This is a genomic window from Mycobacterium sp., assembly GCF_035697385.1.
GTDB lineage: Bacteria > Actinomycetota > Actinomycetes > Mycobacteriales > Mycobacteriaceae > Mycobacterium.
In genome coordinates this window covers 1-23076 of the sequence record NZ_DASSCY010000250.1, presented here as the reverse complement: position 1 = coordinate 23076, position 23076 = coordinate 1, and the positions used below count along the sequence as shown (strand labels likewise).

The following is a 23076-nucleotide window of genomic DNA, read 5'->3' as shown; positions in this document are numbered from 1 at the left end:
GTTCAGGCCCGCGGTTCGCGCATCGGTATAGGGATGCACACCGGGTGAGCCCAAACCCTGGTAATCGGGCAACGCCACGGCGTACCCGTTCTTGACGAATCCCGCGACGGGGGTCGACAGACCCAACAAGGTTTCCGACAGCGACGGCGCGCAGGCCTCGTCGATGCCGGTTGTGCCGTGACCGAGGGCCACTACCGGCCAGCCACCTTCGGGGGGCTCGCCCAGCGGCGTGAACACCGCTCCCGATACGACGGTCTCGCGCCCGGTGTCGCCGGATGTGGACCGGTAGACCACGCGGGCGGCTTGGAGAACCTTGCCTTCCTCGCTACGGACGAGGGCCGGCATCGTCATCGCGCTGACCAGCGACCCGGGCCCCGATCCGGTCAGATCGGCGGTCTGGATCGGCACCGGGTCGCCGCCAGCACCTTGTTTGGTGTGCTCGAGCAGCCGCACACCGAACTTCCACACCAGCGGGACGGAGGCGATCACCAGCAGGACTGCTGCAACGGAGCTGACCCACAGCACCGCTCTACGCATTACGCCCACCTGGCGCGATAGCGCTTCGCCCAGTTCATTGCGGGTTGTTCGACGAGATAGTAGGTAACCGTTGACACCAGGAGCGTGACGATGAGAACCACGACGACGTTGCGCAGCATCCCGGGAACCGAGTCGCCGGCCATCAGCCCCCAGCGGCCCAGCAGGAGCATCAACGGGAAGTGCCAAAGGTACGCCGACAGCGAGACCTTGCCGACAAACCGCAGCGGCGCACTGTCGAGATGGCGCGCGATGGCTGAATCCTGCCCACGCGCCAGCGGCGCGACGATGACGAGGAGCGACAAGGCACACAGGACCGCAATGGCAGTGGTGGCGAAGTGGCTGGCGAATTTCAGCAGCAGCGCAGTCGCGACGAGACTCGGGAACAGACCGAGCGTGCTGTACAGCCGTACTCGTCGGCTCAGTCGCTCACGCACAGCGTCCTGTTCCATCGCGACGATCAGCACGGCGGCCAACATTCCCACCGCGAAGGTGTCGGCATTGGTCAGCAGGCTCTTGGTGAAGACGGCGACCCAGTTGGGTCCCCACTCGATCAGCAGACGATCGGTAAGGCCGGCGCGCTCAACCATCAGCGGCACGAAAGACCGTCCGATGAAACTGATCACGATCAGGATGAGCGGTGCGACCAGGGCCAGCAGCAGGGGCCGCATCGACGTCCTCTTGCGCAGCGCGAACAACATCCACCCGAGCAGCGGCACACACACGTAGAAGGCGTATTCGAGCGTCAACGACCACGACGGGTTGAGTCCGGTCTGGAAATACTGCGGAATGTAGGAGTGCACCAGCGTCAGGTTCGCGAGCAGCTGCCATGGATCGGTGATCATCCCGGTTCCGTCGTCAGTCGCAGCCGGTTGCAGTGAGGCGTTCTGCACGTACACGACCTGAAAGACGTAATTGCAGATCAAGAAGATGGCCAGGTACCCAGGCAAGATGCGTGCGATGCGATGTACTGCGAAATTCGCGGCGCTCGGCATGCTAAGCGACGACCGCTGTTCGGTCAGCTTCCGGACATACGGCAGAAACAGCAGAAAGCCGCTGAGCACGTAGAAGAAGATCAGCGACAGGCCGACGAGGTTTGTCTTCCATGTCGCGGCGGTGTGCGGCGAGAAATGTGCGGTCACATGCATGACGGCGACGCCGAGGCAGGACAGCCCTCGCGCTCCGTCGAGCCCGATGATGCGGCTGCGGGTGCGCACGATGCCCGACGGTGTCGGTGGCACAGGCGGTGTGGGGGTAGGCATCGGCGGAGCCGATTCGGCGGTCATTCGCCCTCCTGGAATTCGTCGGCGCCACTTTCGATTTGGTCCGACTCGCCGAAAGTCGTCACGGGTTCTTCGACCGGCTGCTGGGCAGCGATGAAGGATTCACAGCTGTTGGCCGCGGGCAGTCCCGCGAAACGCTCGTTGATCCAGCCGAAGGCCATGGACACGTCGATGTCGCTGTGTCCCTTGTCGGGCTGGAACTGGATGTCGATGATGTCGCCCATCGTGCAGGCCGCGGTGAGTGCGCGGTCGGTCCACGAGCCGGGGATGAATGAGTCGGTGCCGCCGTAGACAACCAGCATCGGAGCGGCGGCCGGCGCTTGCGGCAGGCTTCGCTTCCGCAGGTATTCCGAAAGCGCAGCCGTTGCCTCGGGTCCGTTGGGACGCAGGTCGTCAGGACCGATCTGCTCAATAGCCTCGGCGCGCTCGTTCACTCGGGAACCTTCGCAGGACGACAGCACGTCCCATCTCTGCGCAACCACACCGCGCCGGTAGTCGTCGAGGTTGAGGCCGGCGTTTTCCTTCGCAAGCGCGGCGAGAATCAGCTGCAACGACGCCTGTTGATCCTTGGACAACGTCCCGGACGCCGCCATCTCCGCGAACCCGGTGATATCTGTGGGCGGCGCCAGGCTGACCGTACCGACCAAGAACAGCCCGCCTCCGTAGCCGGCCGCGAGTTCGTTTGCGGCCCATGCCGCTTGGCCGCCCTGGGACACTCCGACCGCCAACCACCGGTCCGAGGCGTCGGCAACCAGGCGGCGCGCCGCCCGGACCGAGTCAATGACGTTGTAGCCGACCGTGGTGGCGTCGAGGTAGGGGTGGTAGGACTCGTCGAGGCCCAGCCCTTGATAATCCGGCACCGTCACCAGGTAGCCCGCTTTGACGAGGGTGGCAATGACGGTCGACGAGCCAAGCAATGTCGGCGACAGCGAAGGCGCACACTCGGACTGGATGCCGGTCGTCGCATGCCCGTACACGATGATCGGCCAACCACCCTCTGGAGCGGTGCCGCGAGGCACGAAAACCGTTGCGGTTACCTGGGTATGGTCAGCGGTGATGCCGGACGTCGAGGTGTACTCGATGCGCGCGGCCAGCGAAGTCGCCGATTGCAGCCGGCGGTCGACGGTCGGCAAGGTGGTGGCCGAGGCGAGCGCCCCTGGGACCTCCTTGGCGCCGGTGGTGTCTGGCTTCAAATCGATGCCCGATGACCCCGGTATCGAAGCCGCGGGCGACTGGTGGGGTTTGTCCTGGCTGCAACCAGCGGTTGTCAGGCCGATAGCGAGGAGTGGGCACATCAGCGCCACCACCAGGGGCGGTCGGATCATCTCTCCCTTTCCGCGACTACCTCGCCGACGACCCGGCCGACTTCTCCCCGCGCGAGCAGTCTATCGGCGACCAGCCCCCGCGCGCACACCGCCACCACGCTGAGGGCAAAGCCGAGTGCGGTCGCCATGATGACGGACCGCCATGCCGATCCCTGGCGCGTGGCCAGGCCCGCCTCGTCCACCATCACCAATTCCGTATCCGCGGTGTCGACAGCGGCCAGCTGGCGCGACAGCTCGACCATGTTTGCGCCTACGGCGTTGGCAATCTCCCGGGTTCGTTCAGCATCTGTGCCCGTCACCACGACGTCGAGCAGCGCCGAGGTCGTCGGTGCCACCGAAATCTGCGCGGCCAGCTCCTCGGTCGTCTCGGCCAGCCCCAACTGGTCGATCGTTCGCGAGGTGACCTGGCTGCTCTGAGCGAGCTGCTGGTAGGTCTGCACCCGTGACACAGCGGTGAGTTGTCCGTAGTACGCGTCCAACGGTGTGGCGCTGCCAGGCGTGATCACGAACAGCGTGGTGCTCGCCTGGTAGACCGGCTTGGCGGTCTGCCAGCCAAGCCAGCCGATGCCAGCCGACAGCGCCGTTGCGCACAGGATGACGATCCAGCCGTTCCGAACAATCCGCGCGTAGTCACGTAGGCGCGGAGCACCCGAGGGCGACTTCATGTGGCACCCACGCAGACGTTTCCAAGACGTTGACCATCGAAGCGGGCCCGCATCCAGGCGATCGCGGCCTGCATGTTCTGGTCGTTCGTCGCTTGGACGTCTCCGACGCCCTTCATCACTTCGATGCGATCGCCTCTGGCACAGGCCGCGGCGAGCGCCCGCTGGATACCTGCGGCCGGTACCACCGGGTCCTCGGTGCCGAACAACACCAGTACGGGCGCGGACCCGGGGGTGGGGTACCTGGCGGGCAGAGCCACACCGGACAGTCGTTGTCGTAGATCCGTTGCGGCTGCGGCGTCTTGGGGACGCAGATTCTCCGGGTCCAACTCCGACACCACTCGCTGAGCCCGTACCGGGTCCTTGGGGGCGCAGTCGGTCAACATCTCCCACTGCTGACGCGCCATACCGGAGCGATGGGCGTCGAGATCAAACGCCGGGTCCATATTGGCCAAACTTTGCAACACCTGAACCAGCAACTGCATCTGCCGCGGGCCCGACAGGCTGCCGTTCTCGGCCGCATCTGCCAGCGGCGACAGGTCTGCGTACGGAGAGATCGATACCGAGCCGACGAGATCCATTCCGCCACCGTAGATTCCGGCGCGTTCGGCCGCGGCCCACGCCGCAAGGCCACCCTCCCCGACCCCGAATGCCGCCCAGCGGGTGCTCGCCGAAGGGACCACGCGACGTGCGGCACGGGCCGCGTCGATGAGGTTGTTGCCAAGCGTCGCTGCATCAACGACGGAATGGACGGGCTCTGCGATGCCGAGGCCCTGGTAATCCGGGAGCGCGACGACAAACCCACGGGACAGCAGTGTGGACATCGCCTGCCCATAACCCCAGAAGTCAGGGGCCAACGAAGGTGCGCACTTGTTAAGCACGCCCGTCATCTCGTGACCGAATGCGACGATCGGCCAGCCGTCCCTTGGCGGCTCGCCGGGCGGTACGGCTACGAGACCGGACACCTCGGTGACCGCGCCGTCGACCCCAGACGTCGACCGGTAGACGACGTTGACCGCCGTCGCGTTGACGTCCTCGAGACTCGCGTTGGCTGCCGCCGGCTTCACCTCGACAAGCGAGCCAGGACCGTCGTCTGTCAGATTGGGTGGCGGCAGCGCTGGTGCGCCGGGGAACTCGGGCGACAGATCCTGTGGCGGGCGGTCATAGGTGAGCGGAGCCGGTGGCGCACCCTGACTGCAGCCCACCAGCACAGCCAGCGCGCCAGATAGTGCCACGACGGCACGCCACCGCACGATCAACTGACCCCGTGCCGAGACTGCGGGGACCCGCTTGCCGACCGCGCCGGCTTGCCACGCCCGTTGACCACGGTGTCAGTCAAAGCATCACTGGCAGGCCGTCCTGCGCGCTTGTTCGCAGGGGTGCCGTTGTTTTGGGAGTCCTTGCCTGCCTCAGAGCGCCCGCTCGAGCCACCCCGGCGCTGTCCGCGTTCGAACGTCACGACGGTGCCGAGCAGGGCCACGTTCGCGGTCTTCAGCGTCTGTACCGCGCGGCGCACCGCGGCACCGGTCGTCTTGCGGATGCGGGCCAACAGCACGGCGCCGTCGGCCAACGCCGCGACAATCGCGCCATCGGTGTATGAGTCCAGCGGCGGTGTGTCGACGACGACGTAGTCGAAAGTGTTCGCCAGTTCCTCGAACAACCTGCCTGCGCGGTCATTCGCCCACAGTTCACCCGGTCGCGGAGCGGCAGGCCCGGCAGGCAGGACGGCAATGGAGTGATGGCCGACGGCGACCTCGGGCAGGACAGACTCGACCATCGTGTGCTCCCCGACCAGCACGGTGCTCAGTCCGCGCGTTGACGCACCTTCGCGCATCGGCCCGTTGATCGGCAGCCGGTCGGCGACGGCGGGGTTGCGCAGATCGCCGTCAACCAGGACTACGGACCGGCCCGTTTCTGCCAGCGCCACCGCCAGGTCGATCGCGACGGTTGTTCGCCCGTCAGCCTGCGACGGGCTGGTTACAGCTATCAGGTTTGGCGGCTTGTCGCCGTTTGCCGGGACGACGAACCGCAAATTCGTCCGCAGCTCGCGAAGCCGCTCGGCATACAGGCTGTCGGCACTGAGGTCGACGATGTCGACCTTGGGCCGTGACGGGTCCACCGGAAGCCCGCCGATCACCAGGGATCCACTGGCCGCTTCCGCCGTTTCACGTCCACGCAACCGCTTGTCGAGGTCACCGATCAATATCGCCGCCACGATTCCAATCAGCAGGCCGGCGCCCGCACCTAAACCGACCCGCAACAACATCCCCATACCAAGCGGCGTGGTCGGGTAATCAGCCTCGTCGACGAGGACCACACCGGCAGCGGGGCTGCCGCCGCGGCGGGACGTTTCGAGCTCGCTCACCAGGCCGATCAGCTGGTCGGCCACGGCGTTGGCATATGTTTGCGCTTGGGCAGGATCAGTATCGGTCACACCGACGTTGAGGAGCACCGTCTTCGGCATGGGCAGCGCAGAGATCTTTGCTCGCAGCTCCTGAGGGGAGATCGGCGCCTTGAGCTGGTCGACTGCGCGGGCCGCGACTTGCTCGCTGGTCGCCAGCCCCGCGTAGGACACCACGCGCTCTTGGGAGAAGAGGTTGTTCTGGTAGGCCTCGGTGACCGTGCTTCCGCTCTGGGTCGCCACAAACAGCGTCGCGGTCGACTGATATTCGCGGGTCGTGAATTGCCAAGTGGCCCAACCGATTGCGGCGCCTAACACTGTGAGGACCACGATCACCCACCAGTACCTGGCGAAAATGCGCAGGTATTCTTTGATCTCCAATGTCGTTCCCCTCGAGTATCTGCGTTGCAACGGTTGACAGATTAGCGGTCGAGAACCAATCCGAGCCCATCGACGCGCTTCCGACCAACCGGCTTGAGCTTAGCTGGTCGAGCTGAGAACATAGTCCTCGTGAACGCTCGCTGGGATCATCTCCGCAATCATATGGTATCCCTGTTGATCGTTGCTGCGATTCCGGCCGTAGTGTGGCTGGCAATCTCGTTCGGCAAGCTGTCCATGCTGGGTGTGGTCGCGCTGATCGCAGTGATCTTGGCCGTCTATATCGGCTTGCGACACCCACTTTGGCTGTACTGGGGCCTGGCGTTCGTGCTGGCGGCACTCCCATTCGGATATTTCCCCGGCGTCCACGTACCTCTTTACCTGCCGTTCGTATTCGGCTGTGTCGTGGCTGCCATCGTTCATCCGAGGCTTGCTCGATCGATGCATCCGCTCGAGTGGGCTATCATTGCCTTGATTATTACGTCCGCTCTTTCCGTAATTGCGACGGGCGTTAATATCCTTGCTATCGCGGTTTTCATCAAGTGGTTGCTCGCAACTTTAGCGGTGCTGGCGCTCTTGCAGTTGTCACCGGAGAATATGGCTCGTTTCGGCCGAATATTTGTCGTTGGTGCGGCGCTGAACGCCATTTTCGGCATGTATCTCGTCGTCTTCGACCCGAACTCGACGTCATTCCGCTATTTGAGGGTTTTCGGGTACGCGGCGGAATATACGTCGACCCGGTTCGCATTCACGGATGAAGGCGCCTCCCGCACTGTCCGGCTGGGCGGCACATGGGTGGATCCGAACGGCGCAGGAATCTGCATGCTGGTCGCCCTCTGTCTTTGCGTAGTCCTCTTCACGGGCTGGCGGCGGGTGGTGCTCGCGTCGATCATCACCGCGGCGCTGCTACTAACCCTGAGCCGCGCGGGAATTTTCAGTGTGGTTGCTGGCGTGTTGCTGGTGCTGGTGTTCCACGGCATGCGATCCCGAGACCGGGTGCTGCTCCTCAGCGGGTTCGGCCTCGCGGCCGTGGCCGCCTTGATGGCACCGCCCATCAGGCGTCGCATTTTCACCTCCTTCAGGACCGACGACGCGGGTTCCACATCACGCTTGGAGGCCTTGCGGGACTTCCCTCATCAAATGTCGGGCAACTGGCTTTTCGGGCTGGGCTGGGGACGACAGGAATTCAGAGACGGTGAGTTTGCCTTCACTTTGAATCACGTGTCCAATACTCCCCTGCTGACGATTTACCGCGGCGGTATTATCACGGGCCTTTGTTTCATCGCGGTCATGGTCATCGGCGGCATCATGTCGTATCGCGCGCTGCGCTCGCACTCGTTGCCGTGGGCAATATACGGCGGTGTGTTCATCGGCTTCTGCGTTGTCGCCCTGAATCTGGATCACCCGGTCGTGGGGATTCCGCAGGCCACGCTGAAGTTCTCGATTTTGCTAGCGTTTCTGGTCTACATTGATCGCGCGCGGACCGAAGAATTACGGCGACACGCTTATCCACAGAGCGAAGAAAAGTCGCCGGTTTTGGCACACTGAGTGCGCACTGACGCGCCGAGAATGCGTCAGCTCCAATAACGCTGGAGGTTACTCGTGCGCGCTCGCAATAGGCGGCGTCGCCGCATCAGCACAATTGCTGTTGCAGTCTTTTGCGGAGTGGTTTGCGCGGTTGCGATCGCGATCGTGCTTCCGCCGGAAGCACCCCGGCGGGTTACGGTCGCCGAAAGCGCAAGCATCAATCCATTGCCGACCACAATCGGCTTTGCCGACTCCGATATTTACGGCCTGTCCCCCGCCGATGTGGAGCGAACCCTCGGGCTGATCGGCAGCAGCAATGCGCGGACCATCAGATTGATGATTCCGTGGGCCGGGGTCGAGCCGTTTCAGGGCCAGCTCGACTGGTCGATGGTGGACAAGTCCATCAACGCCGCGGCGGCCCGCGGCATATCGGTCGTCGGGTTCATCAACTCGACACCGGGGTGGGCGGTGGCGCCCGGCGGGTGGGCCATCAGTGGCAGGCCTGCCTCGCCGGCGGTATACGGCGATTTCGCCGCCAAAGTCGCGACCCGTTACAAGGGCAAGGTCTCGGCGTACGAAATCTGGAACGAGCCGAATTCGGCCTACTTCTACTCGCCGCAGCCGGACCCGGCCGGCTACACGGACCTGCTCAAGGCCGCATACCCGAAGATCAAGGCGGTCGACTCGTCCGTCACCGTCATCGGAGCCGTCGTCGGCGCGGTGATCGACTGGGGAAACTTCGCCATGGACCCGGTGAGGTTTGTCAACGGGATGTACGCCGCCGGCGCGAAGAACTTCTTCGACGCCCTGTCGTTTCACCCCTATCACTACTACTTGAAGTTCTCCGAGGGCGTCCCGCACGCGAATTCGCCGGTAAACCAGCTGATGGCGATGCGTCAGTCGATGATCGCCAATGGCGACTCGGCCAAGTTGATCTGGAACACCGAGTACGGCCAGCCGACCTCCGTCAGTGACGAGGCCAGCCAGACGGCGTTCCTCAAGGACATGTACACCAAATGGCAGGAGATGCCCTACGCCGGGCCGCTGTATTTCTACACCACGCGCGACCGCGATACCGCCAGCACCAACCCGGACGACACCTTCGGGGTCTTCAAGTCCGACTGGACCCCCAAACAAGCGCAGCAGGATCTTCAGGCCGCGCTAGCCGCTGGTCCGCCGAAATCGCCTGAGTTCCAACGCTTTTCCAAGATCACCGATCCGGCTCACGGCAGCGTGCTGAGCCCGGTGTTTCGCGCGACGCCGACGATGTGGGCGCAGATCCGGACGGTCAACACGCTGTTCGAGGCGCCGGGCGGGATCTTCTCCTCACCCAAACCGGTGGCGGACTTCGCGGTAAGCAGGAACGCCACGCCCAACGCCTCGTTCGCCAACGGTTGGCAGGATTTCAACGGCGCCAACGGTTTCCGGGTCTGGTGGTCACAAGCCACGGGCGTGCACTGGGCCAGCTACGGCTTCGCGCAAGCGTGGGTGCCACAGTTGGGCCTTGCGACAAGTGACGAGATATACGTCGACGGCGGCACCAGGGTGAACTTCCAGCACGGCTACATGACGTGGATGCCGTGGACGGGCTTCAAGGTCACCCTTACGTAGCGTCTGCCGCGAGGTCCTCGGCCCGCAGCAGTGCCTCCACCGCGCGGTGCGGCAGGCGCTGCTCCCAGCGGTTTCGGTTGATCTCGAACAATCGATCGCCTGCGCGCACCGCCGCGTCGCGGTCGGTCAGGAAGCGCCGGCATTCGGCGATGAACGCGTCGTCGTCGTCAAGCGCGGTGAGGTCGAATATCGGCCCCAGCGAGCCGATCGCTTCTGTGGTTGGCACCACTGGCAGACCCATCCGGATGGCGTCGAGAAGCTTCACCCGCACTCCCCCACCGGTTTTGATCGGCGCGATCATCGCCCGGCACGTGCCGAGGAAGGCCTGCAGGTCGTCGACGAATCCAAGGTCGCGCACACCGTCGGGATACTCGGGGTCCGCCGCCCCCGGTTTCTTCGCGCCGACCACACAGAGTTCGGCGTCCGCAATGCCGGCAGCGATCCGCGGCCACAGCTTCAGTGCACGAAGGAAGGCCTCCTGGTTGGGCGGCCAGTCGCGGGTGCCCATGAACACCAGCCGTGGCGGGCTCGCCGAGATGTCGACCTGCTCGCCCGGTGGCATGGTGATGTCGAGAAAGCGCACGCCCTTCACTCCACGCGTGCGATAAAACTCCGCTTCCTCCGCGTCATAGGTTCCTACCGCGTCCGCCGCAAGCGCGACCCGCAGTTCGTCACGCAACAGCCGTGGTTCCTCGAAGCGCCCGAGGACGCCGCGAGTGGCCCGCCACACAAGCGACTCGGTGACGTTGGTGTTGACCACCAGTTTCTTGGTACCGAAATGCTTACTGCGCAAAAATGATTCGGCCATGTAGCTGTGTTCGGCGACGAATACGTCGGCGTCGCAACCTTCGATGCTCTCAGCCAGTTCATCGGTGTCGAACCTGACGTGCACCAGGCTGCGCCTGCTTCGCAGTGACCTGGTGAGCAGGCTGCGAGGCTGAATCTGCGACTTGCGGACCCGGATGAGGGGCATACCCGTTCCGGCCAGATCAGCGGTGACAGTGCCTGATTCCGGCGATAAGCATATTGCCGAAACGTCGAAAGAGTCAGCGGCCAGCCGCATCAGAAGCCGGGCCAGCGCGATGTCACCTGTGTGCTCCAGGACCGGGTCCTTGGACAGCACGAAGCTCACCTTCGTCATGTCTTGTTCGTCTTCGTTCTCGTCTTCGTCCAATACAACCCACAGGCGAATATGACCAGCAGCACCGCGTCAGTGATCGTGGTGGAGATCGCGGCGCCGACGGCACCCGCGAACGACAGCGCGGCGACCAGCCCCAGCTTGAACGGGACCAGCCCGATGGCGGCCGTCAACCGCAGCACGTCCCGGCGCTGGGTGTAGAGGATCACCTGGAACACCGACACCACGATGCGCAGTGCGGCGAATCCCGACATGATCATCATCGCAACAGCCAACTCGGTCGGCGCGGGTGAGACGAGCAGCCCTACACCGATGAGGAATATCAGCGTTCCGCCGATCACGGCTATTATCAGCGTATTTCGCAGCGGCGGGCCGGCCGACAAGTCTCCATCGGCCTTGCGCAGCGCCTCGTGATAGGTCATTCCGAAGGACTGGCCCGCTGCGGCGACCGCCGCGGCAGCTACCCAAGTCAGTGTGTAGTAGCCGACGGTCGTGCTGTTGGTCAGTGCCCCGAGCAGCAACACGTCGCCTTGCAGGTAGGCGGCTGTGCCCAGCATCTCCCCGGTCAGCGCTGCCATCAGTCGCGGTGGGCCCGGCAGCCCCGGCCGATGCCTGCCCGCTGAGACGGCGGCAAGCACGATGATCACCGCGTACGGCGTGCAATAGGCCAGGCTCGCACCCAGCAGTGTCGGTGCCGGCGCCAGGTACAGGTATGCGGTCCCCACGCCGATACCGGTGAACTGCCTTGCGGTGTCCATCCGGTATACGCGATCGGGATGGCCGTCGCGCGCCCAGCGGCTCTTGACGACGTTGAGTGCGATCTCGCCGCCGGCGACGGTCAGGCCGAACCCGACGACGTACACCTTGCCCATCAGCGTCAGTCCCACGGCGATGAGGGCGAACGCCACGATGAACCGCGTGACCCGCTCGGCCAGGAACCGCTCCTCGGATTCCCGGATGGCACGCACGGAGAACGAATTGTCAAGCGACGGACCGACTATCGCGTTGAGCGCGACTGCCATGCCGTACATGCCGTAGTCGTCGATACCGAGTTGGTGGATCAACACCAATGTCCACAGCAGGCCAAGGCCGCGGCCGCCGTAGATCCAGACAAGCGCCAGCAGCGTCTTGGCGAGGTTGCGCGGTGCCGCCACCGGCGCGGAGGATTCAGACACCTTGGCGCGCCAGCAATTCCGACCAGACAGCGGCAAACGCCTCCGCCGTTCGGGCACCTGAACGAGCCTGACGCGTCTTCTCGGCGAACTCGCCGATCTCGGTCAATCGCGCATTGTCGTTGACGAGCGACGTGATGGCCCCGGCGAGATCCCGCGCCATCACTTCGGGGTCCGCGCTACCTGTGCGGACCACGACCGCTCCGGTCTTCTCATTCAGTTCAGCGAGCGAGCCGTAATCCGTGCAGACAACCGGGGTGCGATAAGCGGTGGCGTGAGCGACCACACCGGAGGCCGGGTAGGTGTCGTCGTACCAGTGCCGTTTTCCATACGGCACCACGATCGCCCGGACCGACTCGAAAAACCTGTCCTCAGCAGGCCCCTCGACCGTCCCGACGATGTCAATGCCGTCCGCGGCGGCGAGCGATTCGGTGCCCCTACCGGCCACGCGGATCACGATGTCATCCGGCAAAGCGGCTCGGATACCGGCGATCTGATCGAAGCCCTTGCCGCGGTACACATGTCCGAAGAATCCGACCGCTTTCGGCCGGTCTTGGACGGGCCGGACGGCGGGCCGCTCGCGGACGATGTGCGGCACGTAGACGGAGTTCGTCTTGGGGTATCTGACCTCGATCGACCGCCGTCCGGTCTCGGTGAGCGCGAACAAGGTCCTGCGGCCGTTCACCGCTCCCTCGACGGCGGTGGACAACGGTCGCAACGGATAGTGGATGGCGTGGAACAGCAATCGGTGCTTTGCGATGAACTTGGTACCGGCCGGCCACCAGCGCCCTTGCGGCGGGTCGTGAATCGTCGCGGTGACCGGAACGTCACCCAACCCGGCGATGGACCAGAACGCACCGATCCCGCCTGCGGCCAGTTCGGCGTGCACGAGAACGCGGCAAAGCCTGGCATTGGCGATCGCCTGGTGGATCTCGCGCCGATACTGCCGGATTTCTCGAACCCCGTCGGCCAGCGGTCCGGCGGTACGGACCTCGACGACTTCACCGAAGTACGGACGAACAGCATCGACGAAGTCTTCCGAGTAATCCCCCACCGCTGTCTGCCCTGGCGCCGGTCCAACGAAGACCAGGCTGTATTCGGTTAGCGCTGGGCCCATTAGTAGAACAGCGGCCGGTATTTGGCGCTGTAGCCCAAGGCGTCCGGATTGCGTTTGGAGATGACCTTGGCGGGGTTGCCGCCGACCACCTCGAGTTCCCCCACATCCTTGATCACCAATGCCTGCGCCGCGACGACGGCGCCGCGACGGATGAGCGACGGCAACACCATCGCCCTGCTGGCGATCCACACGTAGTCCTCGATCACCGTCGGGATCGGCACCGGAAGGAAGTCGGGATGGTTGATGTCGTGACCTCCGCCGATGATGTGCACATCACTGGCGATCGTGACGTTGTCGCCGATGTAAAGCCCCGCACGGGAATCCAGGAGGCAACGCAGCCCGACAGTGGTGCCGTTTCCGATGGTGAGGAACTCGATATCCAGAATGGTCGTGCCGCGCATGATCGACGAATGCTTGCCGATCGTCGCGCCCATCAGCCGCAGATAGCCCTGCCGGATCGTGTGCGACGGGATGTGGGTGATGAACATGTTGTAGATCAGCTCACCGAGGCGGTTACGCGCCTTACGCCAAACACCCATGCCCTGCATCTTGAAATCAACGACACGGCCTTGCTCGTTCAGCACCCACTGCGGCTCCGGCGGCATCTTCAACCCCGGAGCGGCCGCACGCTTGCGGGCAACGTCCTCGGGATCCGCAGTGGCGGGTTCGACACTCACCTGCATTGCTCCTGTCCTGTCCGAAACATCCTTGGCGTCAACGAAGTTGGCGTCATCCACGTTCGCCGCGGCCGGCCAGCATCTGCGACCAGCCGGCGACATATGCCTCCGCTATCCGCGGCGCCGAGCGCTCCTGCCTGGTGCGGTCGGCGTTCTTGCCGAGCTCGGTGAGCCGCGACTCGTCGTTGACCAACGAGGCGATGGCCGCCGAGAACCCAGGGGGCACTTGATGGACGTCGGTACCGTTCATCGGAACGACAACGGCCCCGCTCTGTTCATCGAATTCGGCCAAGGATCCGTAACCGGTGCACACGATCGGGGTGCGGTAAGCCAGGGCGTGAGCGGCGACCGAGGAGGCCGGATAGGTCTCAGCGTAGAAGTGACGCTTTCCGTAAGGAATCACGATCGCCCGGACCGAGTCAAAGAACGCGTCCTCATCAGGTCCCTCGACAGCGCCGACAACCTCGACGCCGTCCGCGCCGGACAGCGCTTCGGTCCCGCGCCCTGCAACACGGATAAGGATGTCGTCAGGAAGCTCTCGCCGGATGCGTTCGATCTGGTCGAAGCCTTTGCCGCGGTACACGTGCCCGAAGAAACCGATGGCTTTCGGCCGATCCTGCGCGGGCCGGATGGTCGTGCGTTCACAGACCAGGTACGGCACATACACCGTGCTGGTCTTCGGATAGGTCCGCTCGACCGATTCTCGCCCCACTTGACTGAGAACGAAGATGGTGCGGTCCGAGTTCACTGCACCCTCCAGCGCGCGCGACAGCGGGCGCAGCGGATAGTGCAAGCCGTGCATGACGAGCCGGTGCCGGGCCACGAACCGGGTCCGCGCCGGCCACCAGATGCCCTGCGGGGGGTCGTGCACGGTGGCGGTTACCGGAACGTCACGCAGGCCGGCGGTCGACCAGAACGGCACCAGCCCGCCGCCAGCCAGTTCGGCATGGACCAGGACTCGACCGGGCGGTCCCGCAGCGACGAGATCGGCAACCGCTTTTCTGTGCCGCCAGATGTCGCGCGCGCCGTCAGCGCCCGGACTGAGGGTTCGGTGTTCGACCAATTCACCGAAGTACGGCCGCAGCACGGGTATCAGGTTCTCGGCGTAATCACCGACGGCGGTTTCACCTTCAGCCGGTCCGACGTAGACGAGCCGGTACTCGGAAAGCGATGGCGTCATCACCAGAACAGGGGGCGGAACTTGCCGGTGTATTTCAGGGCTTCCGGATCGCGCTTCGAGATGACCTTGGCCGGGTTGCCGCCGACCACCTCGCATTCGCCGACATCCTTGATCACCAGCGCCTGTGCGCCGACGACGGCGCCGCGACGGATGAGCGACGGCAACACCATCGCCCTGCTGGCGATCCACACGTAGTCCTCGATCACCGTCGGGATCGGCACCGGAAGGAAGTCGGGATGGTTGATGTCGTGACCTCCGCCGAGGATGTGCACATCGGCGGCGATGATGACGTTGTCGCCGATGTAAAGCCCCGCACGGGAATCCAGCAAGCAGCGCGAGCCAACCGTGGTGCCGTCACCGATGGTGAGGAACTCGATATCCAAAATGGTCGTCCCGCGCATGATCGCCGACCGCTTGCCGATCGTCGCGCCCATCAGCCGCAGATAGCCCTGCCGGATCGTGTGCGACGGGATGTGGGTGATGAACATGTTGTAGATCAGCTCACCAAGCCGGTTACGAGCCTTACGCCCGATCCCCATGCCCTGCATCTTGAAATCCACCACCCGGCCGTCGGGGCCAAGCACCCACTCCGGCTCCGGCGGCATCTTCAGCCCTGGAGCGGCCGCACGCTTGCGGGCAACGTCCTCGGGATCCGCGGTGGCGGGTTCGACACTCACCTGCATTGCTCCTGTCCTAGATCGGAAATAACCATAGCCTCGACAATGTCGTGACAGCTCTGTGTGGCAACGCCACCGGGCTGGTCAGGAGGCATCGACGGCCGCCAGTTTGTCGACAGCGGTGTGCAGCTTTTCGGTGAAGACTTCTTCGGTGAACTGTTCGACGTGACGGCGGATCTTGTCGGGGTCGAACTCGGCGGCCTCGAACCGGTCCAGCGCGTCCGCAATAGCACGGGGCGCCGGCTCGTCGAAGTACATGCCGGTGACGCCTTCGTCGATCGTGTCGAGGAAGCCGCCGAACCGCAGCGCGACGCTGGGCCGGCCCCACACGCCGGCCTCGATCGGCGTCAGCCCGTAATCCTCGTAGCTCGCCGCGAGCAAGGCGCGGCAGTTCTTGTACAGCCACGCCATCTGGCCGTCGGTCAGATCCGACAGCATCTGCACGTTCGGTGTCTTCATCGCGCGCAGCCGCTCGGCGTCAGGGCCCTTGCCGACGACAACCAGCCGGCGGTCGCTGCCCGCGAAGGCCCGGACGATGACGTCGACGTTCTTGTACGGCAGCAGCCGCGACACCACCAGGTAGAAATCGCCGCCGGAACTGTCCAGCCCGGGAATCGGTTCCGTGGTGAACGAGCGCGACATCGCGACCGGCGCGAACATCACCTCCGCATCTATCCCGTAGGTGTCGGCGATGCGGCCCTTGATCAACGTGGAGATCGCGTAGTACTTGTCGGCTGCCAATGCCTGGCGGCGGTCCCACGCCTTGAGGAAGGGCTTCGTCAGCGCAAGGCCTGCGCGCTTGATGACGCCACTGTCCTCGCCGAGATACTTGTCGGACAGATACAGCCAGCGCGCGGGCGAGTAGCAATAGATCAACTTGCGGCCGTTGGTGCGGAATCCGTGCGCCCAGCCGCTCGTGCTCGTCAGCACGACGTCGGCGTCGACGAAAACCGACCGCGCGAGAAGGGGAAAGAACGGCAGCCCGGCGCGGTGGTGCTTGCGCAGCGGAGCGAACTTGTTGGCCGGCGACACCCGAATGTCGCGCTCGGCAAACTCCGGATAGGTGGTGTCGGGGTCGTAGAGCATGGTGTAGATCGGCGCTTCGGGAAACGCCCTGCTCATCGAGAGGACGATCTTTTCCGCACCGCCCAGCTGGGTGAGGTAGTCGTGCGCGATCGCGACTCGCGGCCCGTCAACACCGTCGTATTTCCGCACTGCTTGCACGCTGATAATCCCCTCGAAAGGCTTCGCTGGCCGATTTGCGGACATATGGCTGGATGACTATTTGCACCTGCAGCCCTATATAGAACCGCAAACTCGTCTCGGTCACAAGCTACCGGAAGTGTTCACCCGCCCGTACATCGGTTTGCTGGTGGTTACGGCCGCCATGGCGGCGCAGCGGCGGCACAGGTACGGCCAGGGACCAGGCCGTGGCATCGACATGAACATTGCGCTTTTAACTACTTAGCTGGCTTGGGCCGAATTGCCCAGACAATGGCGGTAGGTGGGGTAGCAAATGCCCTTGATCTGTGAAGTTGGCCGCGTGGGGCTTTTCCGGCGAATTTTCGATCTGCCCAAAGGCCCCCGACCGCAGGCCGTACCCGTGGCCGTCGACCAGCGTTGGGCACCGCTGCCGATGTATAGTGTGGCGTCCCGGCAAACTACACAATCGAAAGTGGGCACATGGGGAGCGACGCCGTCGGTTCGGTGATGACAGCCAGGGGCCAAGTCAACTACCAAGATATGGCCTCGCTCTGGGAAGGGTATGAGGACCGAGTCCTGGAGTTGGCGCGCAGCAACGGCGTGAAGACAGTGGCCGAGCTCGGTGGTGGCGCGAATCCATTCGTCGGCGACGGCGAGAAGTGGGGCTTCGCCGAGCACCGCATCGTCGTGGACATCTCCGCAGGCGAGCTGTCGAAGGCGCAGGGCGATGTCGAGACGCGGGTGGCAGACCTGTGCCAGCCGATCCAGGGCGAACTGGGCTCCTATGACCTCGTGTTCTCAAAGATGCTGTGCGAGCACCTGCCCAATCCCCGTGTGTTTCACGAGAATTGCTTCAAGCTGCTGCGACCGGGCGGACTGTCGGTGCACTACTTCCCGACGCTGTTCACGTTCCCGTTCATGGTGAACAAGATCATCCCGGAGGAGCTCGCCCGCAAGCTGCTCGACAAGGTGCAGCCGGGGCGGATCAACTCCGAGAACCTGGAGAAGTTCCCCGCCTACTACCGCTGGACCAACGGCCCTACCCGGCGCGCCTATCGACGCTTCGAGAGCATCGGGTTCCGGGTCGAGCAGTACCACGCGACCTTCGGGCACCACTACTACCACTACGTCAAGCCGCTGGACGCCGTGGAGCGCGCGAAGTCGAACTTCCTCCTCAAGCACCCGCGGCCGTCGCTGACGAGCTTCGCCGTGGTGGTGCTGCGCAAGCCTGCCTGAGTGGGCAATCTAAGGAGTCGATAAGATCGACGACCATGACTAGCGTTACCGAACCGGCCTCCGAGCACGAGATCGATATCCACACGACCGCGGGCAAGCTGGCCGATCTGCGCAGGCGCCAAGAAGAGACGCTGCACCCCGTCGGTGAGGCCGCGGTCGAGAAAACCCACGCCAAGGGCAAGCTGACCGCCCGTGAGCGCATTCTCGCGCTGCTGGACGAGGACTCGTTCGTCGAACTGGACGCGCTTGCCCGCCACCGCAGCACCAACTTCGGCCTGGCCGACAAGCGGCCGCTCGGTGACGGCGTGGTGACCGGTTACGGCACCATCGACGGCCGCGAGGTGTGCATCTTCTCCCAGGACGCGACGGTCTTCGGCGGCAGCCTCGGCGAGGTGTACGGCGAAAAGATCGTCAAGGTACAGGAACTCGCGCTCAAGACCGGACGCCCGTTGATCGGCATCAACGACGGCGCGGGCGCGCGCATCCAAGAGGGCGTCGTCTCCCTCGGTCTCTACAGCCGGATCTTCCGCAACAACATCCTGGCCTCAGGTGTGATCCCGCAGATCTCGCTGATCATGGGCGCCGCCGCGGGTGGGCATGTGTACTCCCCCGCACTGACCGACTTCGTCGTTATGGTCGACCAGACCAGCCAGATGTTCATCACCGGGCCCGACGTGATCAAGACGGTCACCGGTGAGGACGTCACGATGGAGGAACTCGGCGGGGCGCACACCCACATGGCGAAGTCGGGCACGGCACACTACGTCGCCTCGGGCGAGCAGGACGCCTTCGACTACGTTCGCGAGCTGCTGTCCTATCTGCCGCCGAACAACTACTCCGACCCGCCGCGCTACCCCGCGCCGGACCCGGCAGGCGGGATCGAGGACAACCTCACCGACGAGGACCTCGAGCTGGACACGCTGATCCCGGATTCGCCAAACCAGCCTTACGACATGCACGAGGTCGTCACCCGCATCCTCGACGACGACGAGTTCCTCGAGGTACAGGCCGGCTACGCGACGAACATCATCGTCGGGTTCGGCCGTATCGAGGGACGTCCGGTGGGCATCGTCGCCAACCAGCCGACTCAGTTCGCCGGCTGCCTGGACATCAACGCCTCGGAGAAGGCGGCCCGGTTCATCCGGACCTGCGATTGCTTCAACATCCCGATCGTCATGCTGGTCGACGTTCCGGGCTTCCTGCCGGGTACCGACCAGGAGTACAACGGCATCATCCGGCGCGGCGCCAAACTGCTCTACGCCTACGGCGAGGCCACCGTCGCCAAGATCACGGTGATCACCCGCAAGGCCTACGGCGGCGCGTACTGCGTGATGGGTTCCAAGGACATGGGCGCCGACGTCAACGTCGCGTGGCCGTCGGCCCAGATCGCCGTCATGGGTGCCTCCGGTGCTGTCGGCTTCGTCTACCGCCAGGAGCTGGGCGAGGCGGCCAAGAAGGGCGAGGACGTGGACGCGTTGCGGCTGCAGCTGCAGCAGGACTACGAGGACACGCTCGTCAACCCGTACATCGCGGCGGAGCGCGGCTACGTCGACGCGGTGATCCCGCCGTCGCACACGCGCGGCTACGTCGCCACGGCCTTGCGGCTGCTGGAGCGCAAGGTCGTCCAGATTCCGCCGAAGAAGCACGGGAACATTCCATTGTGAGTAACGAAAACGAGGTTGCGGCCGTAGATCCGCACGCGCACGACCCGCACATCAAGGTGGTCAAGGGCCAGCCCAGCCAGGAGGAGCTTGGCGCGCTGATCGCGGTGGTCGCGGCCGCCTCAAGTGCGCCGTCTGAGCCGCGGGAGGCAGAGCTGAACCTATGGGGTCACCCGGTCGATCGGCTGCGCTACCCGACCTTCAGCTGGCAGCGCGTCACGCTGCTGGAACGGACGCACATGCGGAAATGACCAGGGTGGTGCTCGCGTCGGCCTCGTCAGGTCGTCGTAAAGTGTTGCGCCAGGCTGGAATTGATCCGCTCGTAATTGTTTCCGGTGTCGACGAGGACGCAGTCGTCGCACGCGTGGATCCGGACGCCACGCCGGGTGAGGTCACGTGCGTGTTGGCCGCCGCCAAGGCCGACGCCGTCGCACAGGTTCTCGACCCCGAGGTCGGCGCCGATTGTGTTGTGATCGGCTGTGACTCGATGCTGTACCGCGACGGCGAGCTAAGGGGAAAACCGGCCTCGGAGGCCGCGGCGCGCGAGGGCTGGCAGCAGATGGCAGGCACGTCCGGCACGCTCTACACCGGGCACTGCGTAATTCGGTTGCAGGACAACATGATTACCTACCGTGCCGCCGACGCCACCGCGACCGTGGTCAACTTCGGCAGCCCGTCGCCTGCGGATCTGGACGCATACGTCGCCAGTGGCGAGCCGATGGCGGTGGCCGGCGGCTTCACGCTCGACGGTCTCGGCGGCTGGTTCATCGACGGTGTCGAGGGCGACCCGTCGTCGGTGATCGGTATCGGTCTGCCGTTGATTCGACGGCTGCTCGCGCACGGCGGCTTGTCGGTCGCCCAGCTGTGGAAGTCCAGTCCGGCCTAGCTCCCGCTGTCGTCCGAACCTCCGCTGTCGTCCGAACCGCCGTCATTGCCGTTGGTGCCGCCTTCACTTCCGGTTCCGGTGCCACCGGTGCCGGGTGCGCCGTTGGGCCCGCCAAGCTGGCCGACGCCTCCGCGACCGCCGTCGCCGCCGTTGCCGGTGCCGACGGTGGCAGTTCCGTCTCCGCCGTTGCCGCCGTTACCACCCGGTGCATTGAGGCTCAGGGGCAGCGAGTCGCCGCCGTTGCCGCCGTGGCCGCCGTTCGCGGTGCCATTGCCGGTGGCGGCGGCGCCGCCATGACCGCCCGATCCGCTGATTGCGCTCCAGCCGCCGGGGCCGCCGTCACCACCGTCACCGCCGGTGGCCGTCCCTGCGCCGGTGTTCGCGGTGCCGCCGTTGCCGCCGTGGCCGCCGAAGCCGTCCCAGCCGTTCCTGCCGCCGTCGCCCCCTGCGCCGCCGGTGGCGTCGCCCGTGCCCGTTGTGGCGTTGCCGCCCTCGCCGCCGGTGCCTGCGTATCCGTCGAAGAGCGTGTTTCCGCCGTCGCCGCCGGCACCACCGACCGCATCACCCGAGACGGATTGAGCGTCGCCGCCCGCGCCGCCCTGGGCGAGGTTGCCCTCGATTCCGATGTCTCCGGCTCTTCCGCCGTCGCCGCCGGTGGCAGTGCCGGTCGTGCTCGTCGCCGAACCGCCTTCCCCGCCGGTTCCCGCGTCGCCGATGAGCCTTCCACCACCGCCGCCTTGACCACCGGCACCGCCTGTGGCGTCGCCGGTGGCAGTGGCTTGACCGCCCGCGCCGCCTGCCCCGCCGTTACCGATCCACAGGCTGGCACCGCCGTTACCACCGGCACCGCCGACGGCCGCGCCCTCGGTGTTGACCGCATCGCCGCCCGCGCCGCCTGCGCCGCCGTTGCCCCACAGGCCGGCGTTGCCGCCGTGGCCGCCGGCCTGACCCGGAAGGCCGTCACCGCCCTGGCCGCCACTGCCGAAGAACAGACCGCCGTTACCGCCGTTTTGGCCAGGCCCGCCCGCAGCGCCGTTCCCCCAGAGAAGCCCGCCGTTTTCGCCGGGTTCATCGCCGTCGCTGACGAAAATCCGGAACATGTCGGTGGCCATCTGGAAAAAGTCGGGCCCCGCAACGGGTGCCGCGAGCGCCGGGGTCGCAGCCGTTGCCGGAAGGACCGCGCTGCTTTGGCCGGAGCCGATCATTTCGCGGACCTTGTTGGATTCGGGGATCGCACCAATGGGTGCCGACGGGTCTGCGCTGCGCGAGACGGCTACCGCGCCGGACTCGGAACCCGCGGAACCGACGAGAGACGCTGACCTGACGAGAGTCGGTGAGGGCGAAGAGCTTTGGCTGATCGCCACCGGTCCGCCGCTGGGAGCGCTCGCGCCGCTGGGCGCAATCAGGGCTGGCACCGGCGAGTCAACGGGCACCGGCAGATCGCTCTGCGCGGCGACCAGGGCGTTGGGCGTCGCATAGGCGCCCAGCAGCGACGTTGCGACCTGATTCGCTGGTCTCGGCGCCGCCTGCCCCGGTTGCAGCACGCAGATGGCGGCGCTCGCAGCGGCCAGCGCACTGGCGGCCGCGGCGGCCTTGATCATCACGCTCTGGTTGTTCGACTTGGCATGCTTGCTCGTCATAGCAAAATCCACTTCCCCCCGGCAAAACTGTTTCACCGGCCCGCTAGTCAAATGTCTCTGACTGGACAGCAACATATTTGCATCATCGCTGGCAACTTCGCAATGCAACCGTCAATATTTTTTCGGCCAATATCGGACATTGCTCTCCAACTCTGTCCCGAATGCGAAGACTTCACTGACCGGCGAACACATCTGTCAGCTCATACGCGCCGCCGACTCGCCGCATGTACTGGCCGGCGCACCCGTGACGGTCAGCACTGCAATGTCCAGATAACGAACTGTGCCAGTCGGGATTTCACGCGATCACGATCAGGACGCGTAGCGCTGCGCAGTGGTGACGAATCAGCGCGTAGATCGCCGAAGTGTGGTGCCTCCAGCCGGCCACAGATGACCCAGCGTTCGACCATGGGGCGCGCCGGCGAGCGCGCACGCGGATTGCCCAACCCACGCCGGCGAACGATTGAAGTGCCATTATCGAAGTCCTTCGCAAAAGGCACTAGCTATCCGCAGCAACGCGGTGTCCGCCTTAAGAGATTATTGGTCGACGAATCCCATTGCCCTGCTGCGAGCAACAATGCTGCTGGATCTCAGATGTTGATGACCACGTGATGGGCCCAGTGGCCGGAGGTCATCGCCAACGATTCCTCAACCGCCTCGCGGCGTTTATCGCGGGCCGCTCGACGCAATAGAAGGACACCGTCGACACCACCAATGCGATCGCAAACACCAATACGATGTTTTCGAGGGTCGCCGACACCGACCCTATTC

20 protein-coding genes and 1 pseudogene are annotated in these 23076 nt (G+C 64.9%); 6 read left to right on the top strand and 15 right to left on the bottom strand.

Annotation, left to right across the window (positions count from 1 at the left end; all coding sequences use genetic code 11):
• The 6 genes and pseudogenes from VFH65_RS21165 to VFH65_RS21140 all read right to left on the bottom strand — a co-directional run.
• A pseudogene (locus VFH65_RS21165) lies at positions 1 to 537 on the bottom strand (alpha/beta hydrolase); the annotation flags it as partial.
• Positions 537 to 1820, bottom strand: a complete 1284-nt coding sequence (locus VFH65_RS21160) for an acyltransferase family protein (protein WP_353324011.1) — start codon at positions 1818 to 1820, stop codon at positions 537 to 539. The gene VFH65_RS21160 and the pseudogene VFH65_RS21165, both read right to left, overlap by 1 nt.
• Positions 1817 to 3142 carry a lipase family protein gene (locus tag VFH65_RS21155; RefSeq protein ID WP_353324010.1) on the bottom strand — a complete coding sequence of 442 codons (1326 nt, stop codon included), beginning with the start codon at positions 3140 to 3142 and terminating at the stop codon, positions 1817 to 1819. The genes VFH65_RS21160 and VFH65_RS21155 overlap by 4 nt, the downstream gene beginning before the upstream one ends.
• On the bottom strand, positions 3139 to 3807 hold the full coding sequence (locus VFH65_RS21150; RefSeq protein ID WP_353324009.1) for a YveK family protein: 669 nt from the start codon (positions 3805 to 3807) through the stop codon (positions 3139 to 3141). The genes VFH65_RS21155 and VFH65_RS21150 overlap by 4 nt, the downstream gene beginning before the upstream one ends.
• Positions 3804 to 5039, bottom strand: a complete 1236-nt coding sequence (locus tag VFH65_RS21145; protein ID WP_353324008.1) for a lipase family protein — start codon at positions 5037 to 5039, stop codon at positions 3804 to 3806. The genes VFH65_RS21150 and VFH65_RS21145 overlap by 4 nt, the downstream gene beginning before the upstream one ends.
• 20 nt (positions 5040 to 5059) lie before the next feature.
• Positions 5060 to 6586: a polysaccharide biosynthesis tyrosine autokinase gene (locus VFH65_RS21140; RefSeq protein WP_353324007.1), complete on the bottom strand. Its 1527-nt coding sequence runs from the start codon at positions 6584 to 6586 to the stop codon at positions 5060 to 5062.
• Between the two features lie 174 nt (positions 6587 to 6760).
• Between VFH65_RS21140 and VFH65_RS21135 the strand changes: the two genes are divergently transcribed.
• Together VFH65_RS21135 and VFH65_RS21130 are read left to right on the top strand one after the other, a co-directional pair.
• Entirely contained in the window at positions 6761 to 8131 is a 1371-nt protein-coding gene (locus VFH65_RS21135; protein WP_353324006.1) for an O-antigen ligase family protein, read from the top strand.
• A gap of 204 nt (positions 8132 to 8335) precedes the next feature.
• The gene (locus VFH65_RS21130) at positions 8336 to 9721 is read left to right on the top strand and encodes a hypothetical protein (protein WP_353324005.1); all 1386 of its coding nucleotides are present in this window, start codon (positions 8336 to 8338) and stop codon (positions 9719 to 9721) included.
• On the opposite strand, the gene VFH65_RS21125 is transcribed toward VFH65_RS21130, so the two are convergent.
• From VFH65_RS21125 to VFH65_RS21095, 7 genes are all read right to left on the bottom strand, one after another.
• Positions 9714 to 10862, bottom strand: a complete 1149-nt coding sequence (locus VFH65_RS21125) for a glycosyltransferase (RefSeq protein WP_353324004.1) — start codon at positions 10860 to 10862, stop codon at positions 9714 to 9716. The two genes, VFH65_RS21130 and VFH65_RS21125, sit on opposite strands and share 8 nt — an antisense overlap.
• On the bottom strand, positions 10859 to 12034 hold the full coding sequence (locus VFH65_RS21120) for a lipopolysaccharide biosynthesis protein (protein WP_353324003.1): 1176 nt from the start codon (positions 12032 to 12034) through the stop codon (positions 10859 to 10861). The genes VFH65_RS21125 and VFH65_RS21120 overlap by 4 nt, the downstream gene beginning before the upstream one ends.
• Positions 12027 to 13148 carry a glycosyltransferase gene (locus VFH65_RS21115; protein ID WP_353324002.1) on the bottom strand — a complete coding sequence of 374 codons (1122 nt, stop codon included), beginning with the start codon at positions 13146 to 13148 and terminating at the stop codon, positions 12027 to 12029. Before VFH65_RS21115 ends, VFH65_RS21120 begins: the two co-directional genes overlap by 8 nt.
• Complete coding sequence (locus tag VFH65_RS21110; protein WP_414688473.1) at positions 13148 to 13831, bottom strand: acyltransferase; 684 nt, start codon at positions 13829 to 13831, stop codon at positions 13148 to 13150. The genes VFH65_RS21115 and VFH65_RS21110 overlap by 1 nt, the downstream gene beginning before the upstream one ends.
• Positions 13832 to 13877: 46 nt before the next feature.
• Positions 13878 to 15005 (bottom strand): glycosyltransferase, encoded by a 1128-nt coding sequence (locus VFH65_RS21105; RefSeq protein WP_353324000.1) that lies wholly within the window; start codon positions 15003 to 15005, stop codon positions 13878 to 13880.
• On the bottom strand, positions 15005 to 15688 hold the full coding sequence (locus VFH65_RS21100) for an acyltransferase (RefSeq protein ID WP_353323999.1): 684 nt from the start codon (positions 15686 to 15688) through the stop codon (positions 15005 to 15007). Before VFH65_RS21100 ends, VFH65_RS21105 begins: the two co-directional genes overlap by 1 nt.
• A gap of 78 nt (positions 15689 to 15766) precedes the next feature.
• A complete protein-coding gene (locus VFH65_RS21095) occupies positions 15767 to 16906 on the bottom strand; it encodes a glycosyltransferase (protein WP_353323998.1) in 1140 nt (379 codons plus the stop codon).
• Positions 16907 to 17365: 459 nt separating this feature from the next.
• Between VFH65_RS21095 and VFH65_RS21090 the strand changes: the two genes are divergently transcribed.
• From VFH65_RS21090 to VFH65_RS21075, 4 genes are read left to right on the top strand one after another with little or no spacing between them, the layout of a single operon-like run.
• Positions 17366 to 18121, top strand: coding sequence for a class I SAM-dependent methyltransferase (locus tag VFH65_RS21090; protein ID WP_353323997.1), 756 nt, complete (start codon positions 17366 to 17368; stop codon positions 18119 to 18121).
• Between the two features lie 35 nt (positions 18122 to 18156).
• Positions 18157 to 19785: an acyl-CoA carboxylase subunit beta gene (locus tag VFH65_RS21085; protein ID WP_353323996.1), complete on the top strand. Its 1629-nt coding sequence runs from the start codon at positions 18157 to 18159 to the stop codon at positions 19783 to 19785.
• Entirely contained in the window at positions 19779 to 20033 is a 255-nt protein-coding gene (locus VFH65_RS21080) for an acyl-CoA carboxylase subunit epsilon (protein WP_414688474.1), read from the top strand. Before VFH65_RS21085 ends, VFH65_RS21080 begins: the two co-directional genes overlap by 7 nt.
• Positions 20030 to 20668: a nucleoside triphosphate pyrophosphatase gene (locus VFH65_RS21075; protein ID WP_353323994.1), complete on the top strand. Its 639-nt coding sequence runs from the start codon at positions 20030 to 20032 to the stop codon at positions 20666 to 20668. The genes VFH65_RS21080 and VFH65_RS21075 overlap by 4 nt, the downstream gene beginning before the upstream one ends.
• On the opposite strand, the gene VFH65_RS21070 is transcribed toward VFH65_RS21075, so the two are convergent.
• Both VFH65_RS21070 and VFH65_RS21065 read right to left on the bottom strand, forming a co-directional pair.
• Positions 20665 to 22308 (bottom strand): hypothetical protein, encoded by a 1644-nt coding sequence (locus tag VFH65_RS21070; protein WP_353323993.1) that lies wholly within the window; start codon positions 22306 to 22308, stop codon positions 20665 to 20667. The two genes, VFH65_RS21075 and VFH65_RS21070, sit on opposite strands and share 4 nt — an antisense overlap.
• A gap of 587 nt (positions 22309 to 22895) precedes the next feature.
• A partial coding sequence (locus VFH65_RS21065; protein WP_353323992.1) for a hypothetical protein occupies positions 22896 to 23076 on the bottom strand: 181 nt, incomplete at its 5' end.